This window comes from Devosia oryziradicis, from assembly GCF_016698645.1.
Lineage (GTDB): Bacteria > Pseudomonadota > Alphaproteobacteria > Rhizobiales > Devosiaceae > Devosia > Devosia oryziradicis.
Genome location: NZ_CP068047.1, coordinates 930,090 through 945,342, shown reverse-complemented (window position 1 = coordinate 945,342; position 15,253 = coordinate 930,090). Strand labels below are relative to the sequence as shown.

The 15,253-nt window shown below is 65.4% G+C and carries 18 protein-coding genes; 9 read left to right on the top strand and 9 right to left on the bottom strand.

The genetic code is table 11. The annotated features are described in order from the left end of the window. Window positions 1–15: 15 nt before the first annotated feature. The gene (locus tag JI749_RS04795; RefSeq protein WP_201659989.1) at window positions 16–273 is read right to left on the bottom strand and encodes a hypothetical protein; all 258 of its coding nucleotides are present in this window, start codon (window positions 271–273) and stop codon (window positions 16–18) included. Then, window positions 270–542, bottom strand: coding sequence for a hypothetical protein (locus JI749_RS04790; protein WP_201659986.1), 273 nt, complete (start codon window positions 540–542; stop codon window positions 270–272). Before JI749_RS04790 ends, JI749_RS04795 begins: the two co-directional genes overlap by 4 nt. 322 nt (window positions 543–864) lie before the next feature. On the opposite strand from JI749_RS04790, the gene JI749_RS04785 reads away from it, so the two are divergent. The 5 genes from JI749_RS04785 to JI749_RS04765 all read left to right on the top strand — a co-directional run bounded on the left by JI749_RS04785 (window position 865) and on the right by JI749_RS04765 (window position 6,529). Continuing rightward, complete coding sequence (locus JI749_RS04785) at window positions 865–2,217, top strand: sensor histidine kinase (protein WP_201659982.1); 1,353 nt, start codon at window positions 865–867, stop codon at window positions 2,215–2,217. Between the two features lie 48 nt (window positions 2,218–2,265). Next, a complete protein-coding gene (locus JI749_RS04780; protein ID WP_233280866.1) occupies window positions 2,266–3,417 on the top strand; it encodes a sugar ABC transporter substrate-binding protein in 1,152 nt (383 codons plus the stop codon). A gap of 78 nt (window positions 3,418–3,495) precedes the next feature. After that, window positions 3,496–4,236: a bifunctional 2-polyprenyl-6-hydroxyphenol methylase/3-demethylubiquinol 3-O-methyltransferase UbiG gene (ubiG, locus tag JI749_RS04775; protein WP_201659979.1), complete on the top strand. Its 741-nt coding sequence runs from the start codon at window positions 3,496–3,498 to the stop codon at window positions 4,234–4,236. A gap of 60 nt (window positions 4,237–4,296) precedes the next feature. Next, a complete protein-coding gene (locus JI749_RS04770) occupies window positions 4,297–4,737 on the top strand; it encodes a hypothetical protein (RefSeq protein ID WP_201659974.1) in 441 nt (146 codons plus the stop codon). A 112-nt stretch (window positions 4,738–4,849) separates the two neighbouring features. Further along, a complete protein-coding gene (locus JI749_RS04765; RefSeq protein WP_201659971.1) occupies window positions 4,850–6,529 on the top strand; it encodes a GGDEF domain-containing protein in 1,680 nt (559 codons plus the stop codon). A gap of 6 nt (window positions 6,530–6,535) precedes the next feature. Here the strand turns inward: JI749_RS04765 and JI749_RS04760 are convergent, their stop codons facing one another. Further along, on the bottom strand, window positions 6,536–7,123 hold the full coding sequence (locus JI749_RS04760; protein WP_201659953.1) for a GyrI-like domain-containing protein: 588 nt from the start codon (window positions 7,121–7,123) through the stop codon (window positions 6,536–6,538). A gap of 179 nt (window positions 7,124–7,302) precedes the next feature. On the opposite strand from JI749_RS04760, the gene ilvD reads away from it, so the two are divergent. Continuing rightward, window positions 7,303–9,156 (top strand): dihydroxy-acid dehydratase, encoded by a 1,854-nt coding sequence (gene ilvD, locus JI749_RS04755; protein ID WP_201659949.1) that lies wholly within the window; start codon window positions 7,303–7,305, stop codon window positions 9,154–9,156. Window positions 9,157–9,432: 276 nt separating this feature from the next. On the opposite strand, the gene JI749_RS04750 is transcribed toward ilvD, so the two are convergent. From JI749_RS04750 to JI749_RS04725, 6 genes are all read right to left on the bottom strand, one after another. Beyond that, window positions 9,433–9,870, bottom strand: coding sequence for a hypothetical protein (locus JI749_RS04750; protein ID WP_201659946.1), 438 nt, complete (start codon window positions 9,868–9,870; stop codon window positions 9,433–9,435). A gap of 63 nt (window positions 9,871–9,933) precedes the next feature. Next, on the bottom strand, window positions 9,934–10,803 hold the full coding sequence (locus JI749_RS04745) for an aldo/keto reductase (protein WP_201659943.1): 870 nt from the start codon (window positions 10,801–10,803) through the stop codon (window positions 9,934–9,936). Between the two features lie 150 nt (window positions 10,804–10,953). Further along, on the bottom strand, window positions 10,954–11,376 hold the full coding sequence (locus tag JI749_RS04740; RefSeq protein ID WP_201659940.1) for a DUF1178 family protein: 423 nt from the start codon (window positions 11,374–11,376) through the stop codon (window positions 10,954–10,956). 60 nt (window positions 11,377–11,436) lie between these two features. Beyond that, the gene (locus tag JI749_RS04735) at window positions 11,437–12,267 is read right to left on the bottom strand and encodes a carbon-nitrogen hydrolase family protein (protein ID WP_201659937.1); all 831 of its coding nucleotides are present in this window, start codon (window positions 12,265–12,267) and stop codon (window positions 11,437–11,439) included. A gap of 21 nt (window positions 12,268–12,288) precedes the next feature. Beyond that, window positions 12,289–12,543 (bottom strand): glutaredoxin 3, encoded by a 255-nt coding sequence (gene grxC / locus JI749_RS04730; RefSeq protein WP_201659933.1) that lies wholly within the window; start codon window positions 12,541–12,543, stop codon window positions 12,289–12,291. A gap of 34 nt (window positions 12,544–12,577) precedes the next feature. Next, complete coding sequence (locus tag JI749_RS04725) at window positions 12,578–13,327, bottom strand: ComF family protein (RefSeq protein ID WP_201659930.1); 750 nt, start codon at window positions 13,325–13,327, stop codon at window positions 12,578–12,580. An 86-nt stretch (window positions 13,328–13,413) separates the two neighbouring features. Between JI749_RS04725 and JI749_RS04720 the strand changes: the two genes are divergently transcribed. The 3 genes from JI749_RS04720 to JI749_RS04710 all read left to right on the top strand — a co-directional run bounded on the left by JI749_RS04720 (window position 13,414) and on the right by JI749_RS04710 (window position 15,234). Continuing rightward, complete coding sequence (locus JI749_RS04720) at window positions 13,414–14,244, top strand: SAM-dependent methyltransferase (protein ID WP_201659926.1); 831 nt, start codon at window positions 13,414–13,416, stop codon at window positions 14,242–14,244. A gap of 1 nt (window position 14,245) precedes the next feature. Then, window positions 14,246–14,785 (top strand): AAA family ATPase, encoded by a 540-nt coding sequence (locus JI749_RS04715; protein WP_201659923.1) that lies wholly within the window; start codon window positions 14,246–14,248, stop codon window positions 14,783–14,785. A 110-nt stretch (window positions 14,786–14,895) separates the two neighbouring features. Next, window positions 14,896–15,234, top strand: coding sequence for a cupin domain-containing protein (locus JI749_RS04710; protein ID WP_201659918.1), 339 nt, complete (start codon window positions 14,896–14,898; stop codon window positions 15,232–15,234). Window positions 15,235–15,253: the final 19 nt, after the last annotated feature.

Genomic DNA, 15,253 nt, shown 5'->3' with positions numbered 1-15,253 from the left:
CGACCCTAGTCCCGGTCAGGAAAGACCTGTGCGGGCGGAAAGTTGGCGATCGGCCAGGAGCGCAGTTTCGACATCGGCCATCGTAACGGGAAGCGCACTTGTGGTGCCGCCATCGACCAGCATCAACCTGCAGGAGGTGCGATAGGCTTCCCACGTAACGTCCAGTGGGATTTCTTCGACCACCAGATCAAACGTACCTGGCGCGTGGGACATGCCGGAGAGCGCAAAGGCATGAACGAAGGTGACGCGGCGCGTAGTGGTCCTGGTTGTCATGCTGTCTTGCCCCTGAGGGCCTGACCGCCGTCGACGAAGGCGCGGCGCAGAGGATAGTCCTCGGAAAAGTAGAGGCTGCGGATCTGGTCACCGCCATAGCGGACCTCGTCGACCTCGATCAGGGAACTGGCCTGCAGGCGGACCGGCAGCTCTTCCACCGCATACTGGATCGCCTCGGCCAACGAAGGAAAGCGCTGATAGCGTGAACCGCGGGCCGAACCGTGCTGGCGGCCAGGATAGAGTTCAGCTGGAGAATTGTAGTTTATCATTGATACGGTCCTTGAAAATGCGCGAGGTCGAGCGCCGCGGGGCACAACGTTCACGATCCAAGGGTGCGGCAGGGAGCCGGAGGCCGAAGGGATATGAGCCGCATACCCCAATGTGGTGTGGAATAGCCGCTTTTGTAAGGCGTCGGCGACCGGAAGCTAATGCGAGGGTGCTTTGAGCCTCGCGAGCCCCGCATTCGGCATAGCCAGGCACATCCCAAACGTGACCGCCTGACTTACATTCCACGCAACAATTTATGGACAATTCGGGCTGCTTGGACCACAGTTGGTGGCCACACGCTTTTTTGGCATGAGTTCAAGTGCAATGCCCATCAGCGCTCGTGTTTTCGTCCGGTCCCAGCTCGCCTTCCTCGCCATCGGCCTGCTTGCCCTTGCCGCGATCGTTTCGGTCGCGTTCTGGCTGGGCGAACGCTCCGAGGAGATCGCCAACGAAATCCTGGCCGCGCGCGATTTCAAGACTGCCGCGGTCACCCTGGGCGCATCGGTCGGGCAGGCGGAGTCGAGCCAGCGCGGGTTCCTCTACACCGGCAACGAGGTGTATCTCGCCCCCTACGACATCGCCAAGGCTGCGGCCCTGCGCGGCATCGAGGGCCTGCCCGCGCGCCTGGTCACCTATCCCGAAATGGCACCTGCCGCCGAGCGCCTGACGCAGGTGCTGACGGACAAGTTCGCCGAGATGGACCAGACCATCGCCGCCATCCGCGCCCGCGACCCGCAGGCCGCCCTCGAGCTGACGCTCACCAATCGCGGCAAGCAGTTGATGGACGAAGCCAACGTCTTCATTACCGGCCTGGCCCTGGCGGCCGACGACCGCCTGGCCAACCTGGCCACCGAGCAGAACGAGAACGCCCTCTGGCAGCGCCTGATCTCGATCGTGGGCGCCCTGGTCGCCGTGGCCGCGGCGGTGGCCGCACTGATCACCATCATGCGCTATGCCGGCGAGGTGGCGCAGGCGCGCGACCAGCTGGCCCGGGCCAATGCCGATCTCGAAATCAAGGTCGCCGCCCGTACGGCAGACCTGGCACGCAGCAACGAGGAAATGCGGGCTGCGCGCGACCGGGCCGAGATGCTGGTGCACGAAGTCAACCATCGCGTGGCCAACAGCCTGTCGATGGTATCTTCCCTTGTGGGGCTCCAGGCCAAGGCAGGCGACGCAGCGGTCAAGGCCGCGCTGGCCGAAACCCAGTCGCGCATCCAGGCCATCGCGCTGGTCCATCAGCGGCTCTACAGCTCCGGCGACGTCGCCGAAGTTGCGCTCGACCAGTATCTGCGCAGCCTGCTCGACCAGTTCCAATCCACGGTGGGCGGCGCCGAGCGTATCAGGCTGAGCTATGAGCTCGAACCGATTTCGCTGCGGACAGACGCCAGCATCAACCTGGGCGTCATTGCCGCCGAATGGGTGATGAACGCCACCAAATATGCCTATCCCGATGGCGTGGGGGCCGTCCGGGTCGCACTCAACCGGCAGGTCGATGGCCACGCCGTGCTGACCGTGGAGGATGACGGGGTCGGCCGAGGCAGCGGCCCCAGCAAGGGCACGGGCCTGGGTACGCGCATCGTCAAGGCCATGGCCACCTCGCTGCGCGGCACGGTCGACTATATCGATCGCCAGCCCGGCCTCTCGGCGCGGCTGGCATTTCCCTTGCTCGCAGCATGAAGTGATTGGCATTCCGGCCGCTCGCCGCTATCACTCCATGGACTGGGAGTGACGGCGCTGAACACGAGATCGATTATCACTGCCGGCATGATGGCGATGGGGCTGCTCGGCGCCGGCGCGAGCCTGGCCCAGGATGCCGTTCCGCCCGGGCTGACCGACCCCGTGCAATTGCCGCCCTTCGTCGAGAACAGCAAGGCCTGCGCTCCGCCGGAGGGGCGTGAGGCAAGCCTCACTTTCGTGCAGGACAATCGCCGGGACTTCATGGAGGGCGTCGGTTTCGGCCTCGCCCGGGCCGCCGCGGATCGGGGCCTGGCCTATGCCAATGTGCTTGCCGACAACGATGGAGCCAGGATGATCGAGCAGGTCGACGCATTGCGCGCCCAGGCCGCGGGTGCCATCGTGGTAGCGCCGGTCGACCCGCGTTCGCTCGCGCCCAGCCTCCAGGCGCTGATTGCCGATGGCAGCTATGTCGGCGCCGTGGTGCCGCCGCCCGCCGTCACAATTCTCAACGCGCCGCAATATCTCACCGGCCAGGTGCTGGCCGAGGAAGCGGCACGCTATATCGAAGAGGAACTCGACGGCCGGGCCAAGGTGGTGCTGCTGACGCATGACAGCCTGCAGTTCCTGGCGCCGCGCTTTCGGGCCATGCGGGACGTGCTGAGCCGGCTGCCCGGCGTCAGTATCGTGGCCGACATCTCGCCCAGCCCGGTCAGCGAGGAAGGTGGCTATGCCACCATGAAGACCATCCTGCTTGCCCAGCCCGACATCGACGTCGTGCTCGGCGCCGATACGGTCGTCCTGGGCGCCTTGCGCGCGCTGGAGGAAACCGGGCGCGCCGACCCCCGCCAGTTCCTGGGCGGCATCGACGGAGAACCCGAGGCCGTAGCGGCGATCGTCGCCAGCGACGGCCCCTACAAGGCCACCGTCAGCCTTGCCTCGCCCATCTTCGGCTATGCGCTGGGCCAGTATGCCGCCGATTGGCTCAAGGGCAAGGTGGTGCCGCAGGCCATGGACGTGCTGCCATCCCTGCTGACCCCCGACCTGATCGACCAGTATCGCATCGATCTCGCCGATCCCGGGGCAGTCTGGCGGGACCAGAAGCGTCGCGACGGCTACCTGCGCATGTATGGCGGCATCTGCGCCCAGACCCGGGAAAACTACCTCAACTTTCCATGGTCGTCGGAGAACCAGCCGGACTGACCACGGTGTCGCCTGCGACCACCCGCGCCTTGCCTCCGCCATGCGGGCGGCGTCATATGCCGCAAACGGAGCCGCACCATGACCGACACCACCATCAACGACGCCGAGATCGCCAAATTCACCGCGATGGCCGAGGAGTGGTGGGACCCCAAGGGCAAGTTCAAGCCCCTGCACAAGTTCAACCCGGTGCGCCTGACCTATATCCGCGAGCATCTGCTGAGCCATTTCGGCCGGGATGGGACGGCCATGCGCCCCTTCGAGGGCCTCAGCATCCTCGATGTCGGCTGTGGCGGCGGACTGCTCTGCGAACCGCTTGCCCGGCTGGGCGCCACGGTCACCGGCATCGACGCCGCCGAGCGCAATATCGCCATCGCCCGCCTCCATGCCGAGAAATCCGGCCTGGGCATCGACTATCGCGCGACCACCAGCGAGGCACTGGCAGCCGAGGGTGCCCGCTATGACATGGTGCTCAACATGGAGGTGGTCGAGCATGTCGACAACGTGCCGCTCTACATGAAGAGCTGCGCCGACCTGGTAAAGCCGGGCGGCCTGACGCTGACCGCCACGCTCAACCGGACGCTGCGGGCCCGCGCCCTGGCCGTGTTCGCCGCCGAAAACATCCTGCGCTGGCTGCCGCGGGGTACGCATGACTGGAACAAGTTCCTCACGCCCGACGAGATCAGGACCCTGCTGACCCGCAATGGCCTACGGGTCATCGCAGAGACCGGCGTGGTGTTTCATCCGCTGGCCGATGAGTGGCGCAAGTCGCCTGACATGGCCATCAACTATATGATCATGGCGGAGCGTCCGGCCGGCTGATTTCCCGATACGGAATACTGCCGATGCGCTAGACTTGGCCCAGTCAATCCTGGAGCCGCCATGCGCCTGACCGTTCTTGCTGCCGCCTTTGTCCTGACCCTGGCCGCCGTCCCGGCCTTTGCCCAGAGCGAGGAGGACGTCATGGCGCAGATCGAGAACATCCATGGCGACTCGGTCGGCTTCGGCGAAGCCTTCGGCCGGCTGCAGGATGCGTTCCTGTTCGGCGACCCGACGACCATTGCCGATCTGGGCGCCTATCCGCTGACCGTCAACGCCAATGGCGAAGTCTATGACATTCTCGAACCGCAGGATCTGGTCGACAACTTCGACGCCCTGCTGACGCAGGAAACCCAGGACGCACTGGGCAGCCAGGATTTCGCCGACCTGATCGTCACCAGCGAAGGCGTCGGCTTCGCCAATGGCGCGCTGTGGATGAGCAACATCTGCTACGACGACGGCTGCAACAAGACCGCCTGGGCGATCATCAGCATCAACAACTAGCCGGCGGGACCATTTCCCCGCCATTGCGGGCCGTTTGGTGCGATTGCGATCCCAAGTCTAGGGAACGATTAATCTGCCTGTGACAATAACATGGAGGGGCGAGAGTTCTTCCATGTTTGCTGCCGATAACAAAAGCGCGATCTTTGAGGACTTTGTCGCCGCCAGCGAAGCGTCGCGCCTCAAGGGCGATTATCATGAAGGCGTGCAATGGGCGCGCCGCGCCATCGACCATGCCAGGCTGAATGGAGAGGCCGGGCAGGAAGCCGAAGCGCTGCGCCTGCTTGCCAACCAGTTGCTGCGCACCGGCGACATGGAAGAAGCCGCCGAAGCCTGCGGCCGCGCCGCCGCGCTCGATGAAGCAACAGGCAACGAAGCCGGTCGCGCGCAGGCCCTGACCCTGCAGGCCCTGGCCTACCTCAATCTGGGCCTGCAGGAGGAAGCCCTGCAGGTGCTCGCGGTCAGCCTGGAGATTGCCCAGCGCCTGCGAGATCCCAACCTGCTGTTCTGGGCCTATAACCGCATCGGTGGCGCCCATGACAATATGGGCAATCACCTCGAGTCACGCGCCTTCATGCAGCGCGCCCTGCCGCTCGCGACGGGCCTTGGTGCCGAAGCCAAGTTCTGCATTCTCAACAACCTCGCCGCCAATGGCGTCGACCTCGCAGGCGATGCCCTGGAAAAGGGTGACGCGGCCCTCGCCGCCGAAGCCGTGGCGACGGGGCTGGGCCATGCCCGGGACGCCATCGAGCTGGCCCGCGCTGCCGACCACCCCTATCGCGAGGCCATCGGCCTGGGCAATTACGGCATGCTGCTCGCCTTCAGCGGCGACGAGCAGGCTGCCAGCCAGGCCACGACCCGCTCACATGCCATTGCCAGCCAGAAGGGCTATGTTTCGCTCCAGCTCGATGCCAGCTTCAACCTGGCGCGCATCGCCATGCATTTCGACCAGCCCGAGACGGCGATCACCCGCTTCGAGGCGGTGCTGCCGCCCCTGATCGAGCATGACGAGAAGCCCATGGTCCTGCGGGCCCATCGCCTGCTTTCGGATCTCTACCAGCGCGTCGGCCGGACACCCGAAGCCTTCGACCACTACAAGCGCTACCACGCCATCGAAAGCGCCATTCGCAGTTCGGTGGCCGATACAAGAGCGCGCATGGTCACCGGCATGGCCGAACTCAGTGCCGCCCTGCTCGATGTCGAACGCGCCAAACTGGAAACACGGCTGCACCAGCTCCGCCTGGCTGAGCTCGAGACCGAGCGTCGCGACCTGCTCACCCGCACCCAGGATCTCGATCGCCAGGCCCACGAGGATGACCTGACCGGTCTCAAGAACCGGCGCTACGCCCTGAGCGCGCTGGGCGAACGGCTGGCCGACTGCCCGCCCGACGCGGCCATCCCGGTCGCCATCGTCGATGCCGACCATTTCAAGAAGGTCAATGACGGCTACGGCCATTCGACGGGCGATGCAGTGCTGCGCCGCCTTGCGGCGCTCCTGTCATCCGGCATGGAAGGCCACGGCTTTGTCGCCCGGCTCGGCGGCGAAGAGTTTCTGCTGGTGTTCGACGCCCGCGCCGTCGTCGCCGCCCTCGCCGATTGCCAGCGCATCCGTATGCTCGTCGAGGCCGAGCCCTGGAGCAACCTGGCGCCAGAACTGGCCATGACCGTAAGCATCGGCATCACCAGCGCGGGACGCGGCGAGGACGTCGCCAAGGTGTTGTCCCGCGCCGATGCGGCGCTCTACCGCTCCAAGAGCGGCGGCCGCAACCGCGTCACCGCCAACCTCCTGGATTAACAATCCCTATTGTGCCACCGGCACCCAGAGCTCAATCTTGACATTGCGTTGCGCCGGCGAGAAGCCCGGCGGAAACACCAGGAGGTCAGGCGCATCCGCGGCGACAAGGCCGGCATGGGTCAGTTTCACCTGGTAGATCAGCGCGTGTGCGGCGCTGATATCGGTAGCCTGGCCGGTCAGTGTGAAAACGGCATAGCTGTTGGCCGTCAGGTCGATCGTCGCGAACGCTTCGGGCAGGTTTTCCGCCGGCCCGCCCAGCACCTGTCCGGCAAAATAGTCGAAGCCGCCTGCGCCACCGTTGAAGCAAACTCCGGTGCGATTGTCGGATTCCGCGTTGACGATCCACTGGTTGCGCTGCTCGAACCGGGTCCACAGCACGTCGATCTGCCTGTCCGTCGTCTCCGCCGATATCGGCTCCTCGAGCCCGGCCAGCAGCAGCGGCCCGCGTTGTTCGAGGCGCGGAGCGGAAAGCGCAAAGCCCGGGTTCGCCGGGACCGGGTCGGCCTCATAGATGCTGGCGCAACCCGTCAATTCCTCCGCCAAGGCTGGCGCCACCATCAGGCCCAGCAGTCCGACCACCAGATACTGTTTCATGCGATCACTCCCGTTGTCCGGATACAGTAGCCCAAACCGTGGCACCGACTTGATCCGTCTTGCCAACGTACCGTACGGTACGGTACGCATTTGTGTTGCTGCCTGCCTGGAATGGGTCTAAACAGGAACCCCAAGAACGCGGCCCGTTCGCCGCCAGACCTGTTCGTCGAGGACCTGCCATGCCAGCCTATCGTTCCCGCACCACCACCCATGGCCGCAACATGGCCGGCGCGCGTGGCCTCTGGCGCGCCACCGGCATGAAGGACTCCGATTTCGGCAAACCCATCATCGCGGTTGTGAACTCCTTCACCCAGTTCGTACCGGGGCACGTTCACCTCAAGGATCTCGGCCAGCTGGTGGCCCGGGAGATCGAGGCTGCCGGCGGCGTGGCCAAGGAATTCAATACCATCGCGGTCGATGACGGCATCGCCATGGGCCACGACGGCATGCTTTATTCGCTGCCCTCGCGCGACATCATCGCCGACAGCGTCGAATACATGGTCAACGCCCATACTGCCGACGCCATGGTCTGCATCTCCAATTGCGACAAGATCACGCCCGGCATGCTGAACGCCGCCATGCGGCTCAACATCCCCGTCGTCTTCGTCTCCGGCGGCCCTATGGAAGCCGGCAAGGCGCTGGTCAAGGGCAAGCTGCAGGCGCTCGACCTGGTCGACGCCATGGTGATGGCAGCCGACGACCACTATACCGATGCCGAAGTGCAGGCCGTCGAAGAGGCCGCCTGCCCCACCTGCGGCTCATGCTCGGGCATGTTCACCGCCAATTCGATGAACTGCCTGACCGAAGCGCTTGGCCTGAGCCTGCCCGGCAACGGCTCGACGCTGGCCACCCACTCCGACCGCAAGCGCCTGTTCCAGGAAGCCGGCCACCTGATCGTCGACCTCGCCCGCCGCTGGTACGAGCAGGAAGACGCATCCGTGCTGCCGCGCTCGATTGCCACCAAGGCTGCCTTCGAAAACGCCATGAGCCTCGACATCGCCATGGGCGGCTCGACCAACACGGTGCTCCACATCCTTGCCGCCGCACATGAAGGCGGAGTGGATTTCACCATGGACGATATCGACCGCCTGTCGCGCAAGGTGCCGGTGCTGAGCAAGGTCGCGCCTGCCAAGGCCGACGTTCACATGGAAGACGTCCATCGCGCTGGCGGCATCTTCGCCATCCTTGGCCAGATGGATCGCGCTGGCCTCATCAACCGCGCCGAGCCGACCGTGCATGCCGCCACCATGGGCGACGCCATCGACAAGTGGGACATTTCCCGCACCAATTCGGAATCGGTGCGCAATTTCTACATGGCCGCCCCCGGCGGGGTGCGCACCACACAAGCCTTTTCGCAGTCCAACCGCTGGGCCGAACTCGACCTCGACCGACAGAATGGCGTGATCCGCTCGGCGGAAACGCCGTTCAGCAAGGATGGCGGGCTGGCCGTACTCAAGGGCAATATCGCCATCGATGGCTGCATCGTTAAGACGGCAGGCGTCGACGAGTCGATCCTCAAATTCACCGGGCCCGCCCGCGTGTTCGAGTCGCAGGAGGATACCGTCAAGGCGATCCTCTCCAACCAGATCAAGGAAGGCGACGTCCTCGTGATTCGCTACGAAGGCCCACGTGGCGGCCCGGGCATGCAGGAAATGCTCTACCCGACGAGCTACCTCAAGTCCAAGGGCCTGGGCAAAGCCTGCGCCCTCCTCACCGACGGCCGCTTCTCCGGCGGCACCTCAGGCCTCTCCATCGGCCACGTCTCGCCAGAGGCGGCCGAAGGCGGCACGATCGGGCTGGTGCGCGAGGGCGACACGATCGAGATCGACATCCCCAACCGCACCATCACCCTGCTGGTGAGCGATGACGAACTGACCCAGCGCCGCCACGACCAGGACAAGCTCGGCTGGAAGCCGGCCCATCCGCGCAAGCGCAACGTGACGACTGCACTCAAGGCCTATGCCGCCTTCGCGACATCAGCCGCCCGCGGCGCCGTGCGTGACACGCAGGCGATCGACAAGCTCTGGAATTGACCCCCGCCGACGCCTCAACCACAAGGCGTCACCCTCGGGCTTGACCCGAGGGCTCTGCACTGACCGGATGCTCTGAAAGTGTAACGTCCTCGGGTCAAGCCCGAGGATGACGCGCAGTGGTTGGGCGCATCGCCGCCATTCACGACAATCGCGTGACAACCACCGCGCGCGGTGCTAGACCCCCGCCCAGCCACCCAGCGGTCTGCCAAGACAGCTGGACTGGTCAGGTTCGATAGCGGGGATTCCACCCTCCCTATCGAACCGACCCTGATCCCTTCAGCACGGATTGAGCAGGAACACCCGGTCATCGCTTTCGGCGAGATTGGGTGAGAAGTCCCTATCGCCTTCGACGGCGAGGAAGTCGCCCACGCTCATCCTGATCTGCGGACCCGTTCGCCGCAGCGTGAACGATCCGCCATCCCCCTCGATGCCGCATCGGTCATCGCGCGTGCAGGAGGCCAGTGCACTGTAATGCGTGCCCTGCCGGGTCGTGAATTCGAGATCGAGGATGACATGCTCGCGATCCAGCTGGGTGCGCGAGGTCTCAAGCGAGATCTGCGTCACGACCTGATCCGGGTGGGCCCGCAGATGCGCTGGGTCATACTTGCGCACGAAGCACCCGCCCTCGATCTCGAACATGCCCTCGACCACGCCGGCACTGGCCGGCAGGACGGTAGCGGCAAGTAAGACAGCAACTCCGGCTAGCCTGCGCATAAAAGCCTCCCTCCGAACGGAGGGAGGCTGGCATGGCTTCCAATGCTATTCAAGCGTCGGCGTTCAGGCCTTGCGCCCGATTCGATCGAGCGTCGTGAACTCGTCGTCGCTGAGCTGGATTGCAGCCGCGGCCACGTTTTCTTCCAGGTGCTTGACCTTGCCGGTGCCCGGAATGGGCAGCATGACCGGCGAGCGCTTCAGCATCCAGGCCAAAGCCAGCTGGCTGGCGGATGCCCCGTGCTTGTCCATGATGGCCTTGAACTCGGCGCTCGTGGATTCGAGATTCCCGCCGTCGATCGGCCGCCACGGAATGAAGCCGATGCCATTGGCTTCGCAATAGTCCAGCACATCCTCGGCATTGCGGCTGACTAGGTTGTACATGTTCTGGACGGTCGTCACCTTGAAGTATTGGCTGGCTTCCTTGATGTCGGCGACGCTGACTTCGCTCAGGCCCACATGGCGGATGATCCCGTCCTTCTGCAGCTGGGCAATGGCACCGAACTGATCGGCCCGCGGCGTGCCGCTTTCGATGCGATGCAGCTGCCAGAGGTCGATCACCTCGACCTTGAGCCGGCGCAGCGACTGGATAGCACCCTGGCGCAGGAATTCCGGGCGACCCAGCTGATGCCACTGGTCCGGGCCGGTGCGGGTAAGGCCGCTCTTGGTGGCGACGATCGTGCCCCTGCTATAAGGCGCCAGTACCTCGCCGATCAGTTCTTCGCTGATATAGGGACCATAGCTTTCCGCCGTGTCCACGAAGTTGACGTTGAGGTCGGGCAGGCGGCGCAGCGTCGCCTTGGCCTCTTCTGGGTCTTCGGGCGGACCCCAAATGCCCCGCCCGGTAATGCGCATGGCGCCGAAACCGAGGCGATTGACCGTCAGGTCGCCGCCAATGGCAAACGTGCCCGAAAGGGCTGCGTCCAGTGTCGTCATCGTGATGTCTCCGTATCATTGCGCCGGGAGTGGCGCCGGAACTTGGGCCAGTAGACCCCATCGCCGCAGGACGAGGTCGTGGCAATGTCGGTATGGCGGCCTCGTGGTTTGCCAAGGCTCACCCTGAGGTCTATCGGAAAATCGCGTCGTCTAGTTGTCGTCGGCGATGTCGGGCAGCGGGAGGAAGTCGACGCCATCCTCGATCAGCCCGGCGACCTCGTCGCGGGTCGCTTCGCCATAGATGCCGCGGGCTTCCGCTTCCTCGAAATGGATCTTGCGGGCTTCGTCGGCGAAGCGGTCGCCGACATAGTCGGCTTCGCTCATTACCTTCTGCCGATAGGCGCGCAGCAAATCTCGGAACTTCGGCGCATCCGGATGCGCCGCACTCAGCGACACCTTCTGGTTGTCGGTTCGCGCCACCGCCGGCGCCATCGGGGCTTTGGCGATCGCGCCATCGCCGCAGACTGCGCAGGTCACGATACCCCGCGCCTGCTGTTCATCGAATGCCGCGGCATTCTTGAACCAGGCGTCGTAGTGATGACCTTTGGAGCAGTGAAGCGAGTATTGGATCAAGGCGGTCGTCTCGTGAGCCGATGCGGCCCGGTTGCTTGCAGGAAGATATAGGCCGGCGCCTTAGGGCTGCAACGCCTCGGGAAGAGCAAAGTTTCGCGCATTGGCCAGAGCCGGGATACGGCCGCGTGCGTCGGCAACCGCCTCCGGAGCAATCTCTGCCAACAGCACACCGGGCTCGTCGTGATCGAGCTCGGCAATGACCCGGCCCCATGGATCGATCACCAGCGAATGGCCATAGGTAGCGCGGCCATTGTCATGCGTGCCGCCCTGTGCCGCCGCAATGACATAGGACCCCGTCTCGATGGCCCGCGCCCGCAGCAGCACGTGCCAATGCGCCTGACCGGTGGGCACGGTAAAGGCGGCGGGCACGGCTATCAGCGTCGCGCCGGCATTGGCCAGCGCGTTGTAGAGCTTGGGGAAGCGCATATCGTAGCAGATGCTCATGCCCAGGGTGAATTCGCCCAGGTCAGCCGTCACCGCGCGTTCGCCGCCCGCATAGGTCGCGCTTTCGCGATAGGCATTGAGGCCGGCAATGTCGGCGTCGAACAGGTGGATCTTGTCATAGGTCGCCACCTGCCGGCCATCGGGTCCGAACAGCACCGAGCGGTTGGCAAACCGGCCATCGGGCAACGGCACGGCCAGCGAACCGATCTGGATATACATCCCGTGCTGCTGGGCCAGCTCGCCGATGCGGAGCAGTTGCGGATGCCCCTCGAACGGCGCTGCCACGCTCCGCAGCTGGTCCCGGTTCTCCGGGAAGATCATGGTGACCTCGGGCGTCAGCGCATAGCGCGCGCCGGCGGCCGCCGCCTCGGCCAGCATGGGTTCGAGCGCGGCGAGGTTGGCCTGGGGATCGAGCCCCGACCGCATTTGGATGGCGGCGATCTTCATAAGGTAGCCTCGGTCGGTCGTTTACGCCTGCAGCAGCGGATCGAGCCCACCGCGGCGGTCGAGCGCCGCCATGTCGTCATAGCCCCCGACATGGGTGTCATCGATGAAAATCTGCGGCACGGTGCGGCGGCCATGCGCACGTTCGGTCATGGCTTCGCGCAATGCAGGATCGAGCACCGTGATTTCGGTGTATTGTGCGCCCTTGTCGGCCAGCAGCGCCTTGGCGGCATGACAATAGGGGCAGGTCGGGGTGGTGTAGATTTCGATCTTGGCCATCAGGCTTTCTCCAATGGAGCAAGGGGTTTGTTTCTTATATGGGCAAGTCCGCGCCAATGACAACGCGGGCGAAGGTCACGACGTCGACAGTGTCGATCCCTGCCTTGCGCAAGCTGCGCGTGACCGCCTTGACCGTCGCGCCGGTGGTATAGACATCATCGACCAGCACCACCCGACGGCTCCGCACCCGCATCAGCGCATCGGGGTGTACGGCAAAGGCGCCCGAGACGTTGCGCTGCCGCCCATCGCTGCTGAGGCCCACCTGCTGGCGCGTCTTGCGGATGCGTTGCACCAGGTCGGCGTCGACCGCGAGCCCAGTCAGCCGGCCGATCGCCCGCGCCAGTTCCGCCGACTGGTTGTAGCGCCGCTCGCGCTGCCGCGCCCGATGCAGCGGCACCGGCACCAGCAACGGCGCATCGGCCCATAACTGGTGCCCGGCCCCAGCCATCAGCCGCGCACAGAAGCGCGCCAGCTCAGGCCGATCGCCATATTTGAGGCGCGAAACGATGGTGGAGGCCACTTCGCCATAGATCACGGCCGCCCGGGCCCGCCCGAAGGGTGGCGGGTCGGCCAGCGCTTCGGCAGACAGGGCGTCGGGGCCCAGTGAGACGCTGAAAGGCAGGCCAAGCACCGGGCAGAGCGGCGCCGTGATCGGGCGCAGGGCGGTAAAGCATTTGGGGCAGAGCGTATCGGCGTTGGCGGTCGGCGCATCGCAGTTGAGGCACACCGGGGGATAGGCCAGGTCGAGCAATCGACCGCCGGCCAGCCGCGCGGCCCGCGCCATGGCATGGCCCCATCCGGTTTTGACAAGCCCTGCTCCACTCTTCATAAGGCCATACTGCCACGTCGCCGCCAGGCCGCAAGACCATCATGACCCAGCCACCCGCCATTTTCGATACTGCGCTGATTGCCCGCCACCTGGCGCGCCGGCCGCAGCCCAGTGATTTCGTCACCGACCTGGTGCTGGCCGACCTCGAAGACCGCTTGGGCGCGCTGATCCGCGACTTTCCCCGGGCCGCCATCATCGGCCCCGATCTCGAGCGGCTCCCGGCATCCGGCCAGACGGCGAGCAGCCGCTTCACCTTCGAACGCCACGCGGCCTTCGCCGGAGCGGACGAGGTGCCCCAATTGACGGGCGAGGACTACAATCTCATCGTCTCCGTGCTGCACCTGCAGGCCGTCAATGACGTGCCCGGCTACCTCGCCCGGCTGCGGGCCCGGCTGTTGCCGGACGGCCTGCTGATGATTGCCGCGCTGGGCGGCGAGACCCTGACCGAACTGCGCGAAGCCTTCCTCGCCGCTGACGCCCTGGTATTGGGCGGCGCATCCGCCCGCGTGGCGCCGATGATCCAGGTGCGTGATGGCGGCGCTCTGCTACAGCGCGCCGGCCTTGCCTTGCCGGTGGCCGACGTCGAGACCCATATCGTGCGCTATCCGACCCCCTTCGCGCTGATGGCCGAACTCAAGGCGCTGGGCGCCGCCAATCCGCTGGTCGATCGGCCGCGTCATCCGGCCAGCCCGGCGCTGCTGGCCGCTGCGGCCAATGCCTACCAGGCCCGGGATGCCGATCCGGACGGACGGATCCGCGCCACGCTCGAAATCGTCTGGCTGTCGGGCTGGGTGCCGCATGAAAGCCAGCAGAAGCCGCTCAAGCCGGGCAGCGCTACCACGCGTCTCGGCGATATCCTGGGGAAGGCGTGACATGCTGGACGAGCTTGCCGGCCACGTCATCATCCTCTCGGGCTCGCCCGGCTCGGGCAAGACCACCACGGCCGAAATGCTGGCCCGCCTGCCGGGCTGTCCCAAGGTGCATCTCCATAGCGACGACTTCTGGGGCTATATCAAGCACGGCCATATCGACCCCTGGCTGCCGGAATCCCACGCCCAGAACACCATGATCAGCCAGATCGCGGCCAGCGTGGCCGGCCAATATGCCCGCCACGGCTACCTGGTGGCGCTTGATGGCGTCGTGCGGCCCTGGTGGCTGCCGGCCTTCGCAAATCTTGGCGTCCCGGTGCACTACCTGGTGCTGAGAACCTCGGTCGAGGAGGCAGTTGCGCGCTGCCAGGCGCGCGGCGGCGACAGCCTGACCGACCCGGCGGTGGTGGCCGAACTCCATGCCCAGTTTGCCGATCTCGGCGACCATGAGAAGCACGTCATTTCGGTCGACGGCCTGGGCCGCGACGCGACCCTCGCGGCGGTGGTCGCAGGCCTCCCGACCCATGCCTACCGCCTCGGCTGAGCTATTCCGCTGGCCCGTTCCTGCGCTAAGGTGCCCAGAACATTTGGAGGCGGAAATTGGCTCAGTGCAGGGTGATCCGGGGGGGGGCGGCTTTTCACGGCAAGCAGGGCATGGATTATTTCGCCGGCGTTTCGGCGGAGAGCACGGGCGCGACCGGCATCTGCATGCACATGCTGGTGCTGCCGCCCGGCGGCAAGGCCAAGCCGCATTTTCACGAGAGCCACGAAACCGCGATCTTCCAGCTCGAGGGCTCGACCTCGTTCTACCATGGGCCCAACCTCGAATTTCTCGACCATGTGGAACAGGGCGACTACGTCTATATTCCCGCCGGCGTGCCGCATCAGCCGTTCAACCCCACCGACAAGACCGCCCGCGCCCTCATCGCCCGCACCGACCCCAATGAACAGGAAAGCGTCGTCCTGCTGCCTGAGAGCATGGGGCGGGCCTAAGCTGCGGCCGGGCCTTGGG

Coding starts and splice junctions, on each gene's coding strand:
- JI749_RS04795 (WP_201659989.1), bottom strand. CDS start 273: ATGACAACCAGGACCACTACGCGCCGCGTCACCTTCGTTCATGCCTTT.
- JI749_RS04790 (WP_201659986.1), bottom strand. CDS start 542: ATGATAAACTACAATTCTCCAGCTGAACTCTATCCTGGCCGCCAGCAC.
- JI749_RS04785 (WP_201659982.1), top strand. CDS start 865: ATGCCCATCAGCGCTCGTGTTTTCGTCCGGTCCCAGCTCGCCTTCCTC.
- ubiG (WP_201659979.1), top strand. CDS start 3,496: ATGACCGACACCACCATCAACGACGCCGAGATCGCCAAATTCACCGCG.
- JI749_RS04770 (WP_201659974.1), top strand. CDS start 4,297: ATGCGCCTGACCGTTCTTGCTGCCGCCTTTGTCCTGACCCTGGCCGCC.
- JI749_RS04765 (WP_201659971.1), top strand. CDS start 4,850: ATGTTTGCTGCCGATAACAAAAGCGCGATCTTTGAGGACTTTGTCGCC.
- JI749_RS04760 (WP_201659953.1), bottom strand. CDS start 7,123: ATGAAACAGTATCTGGTGGTCGGACTGCTGGGCCTGATGGTGGCGCCA.
- ilvD (WP_201659949.1), top strand. CDS start 7,303: ATGCCAGCCTATCGTTCCCGCACCACCACCCATGGCCGCAACATGGCC.
- JI749_RS04750 (WP_201659946.1), bottom strand. CDS start 9,870: ATGCGCAGGCTAGCCGGAGTTGCTGTCTTACTTGCCGCTACCGTCCTG.
- JI749_RS04745 (WP_201659943.1), bottom strand. CDS start 10,803: ATGACGACACTGGACGCAGCCCTTTCGGGCACGTTTGCCATTGGCGGC.
- JI749_RS04735 (WP_201659937.1), bottom strand. CDS start 12,267: ATGAAGATCGCCGCCATCCAAATGCGGTCGGGGCTCGATCCCCAGGCC.
- grxC (WP_201659933.1), bottom strand. CDS start 12,543: ATGGCCAAGATCGAAATCTACACCACCCCGACCTGCCCCTATTGTCAT.
- JI749_RS04725 (WP_201659930.1), bottom strand. CDS start 13,327: ATGGCGCGGGCCGCGCGGCTGGCCGGCGGTCGATTGCTCGACCTGGCC.
- JI749_RS04720 (WP_201659926.1), top strand. CDS start 13,414: ATGACCCAGCCACCCGCCATTTTCGATACTGCGCTGATTGCCCGCCAC.
- JI749_RS04715 (WP_201659923.1), top strand. CDS start 14,246: ATGCTGGACGAGCTTGCCGGCCACGTCATCATCCTCTCGGGCTCGCCC.
- JI749_RS04710 (WP_201659918.1), top strand. CDS start 14,896: ATGGATTATTTCGCCGGCGTTTCGGCGGAGAGCACGGGCGCGACCGGC.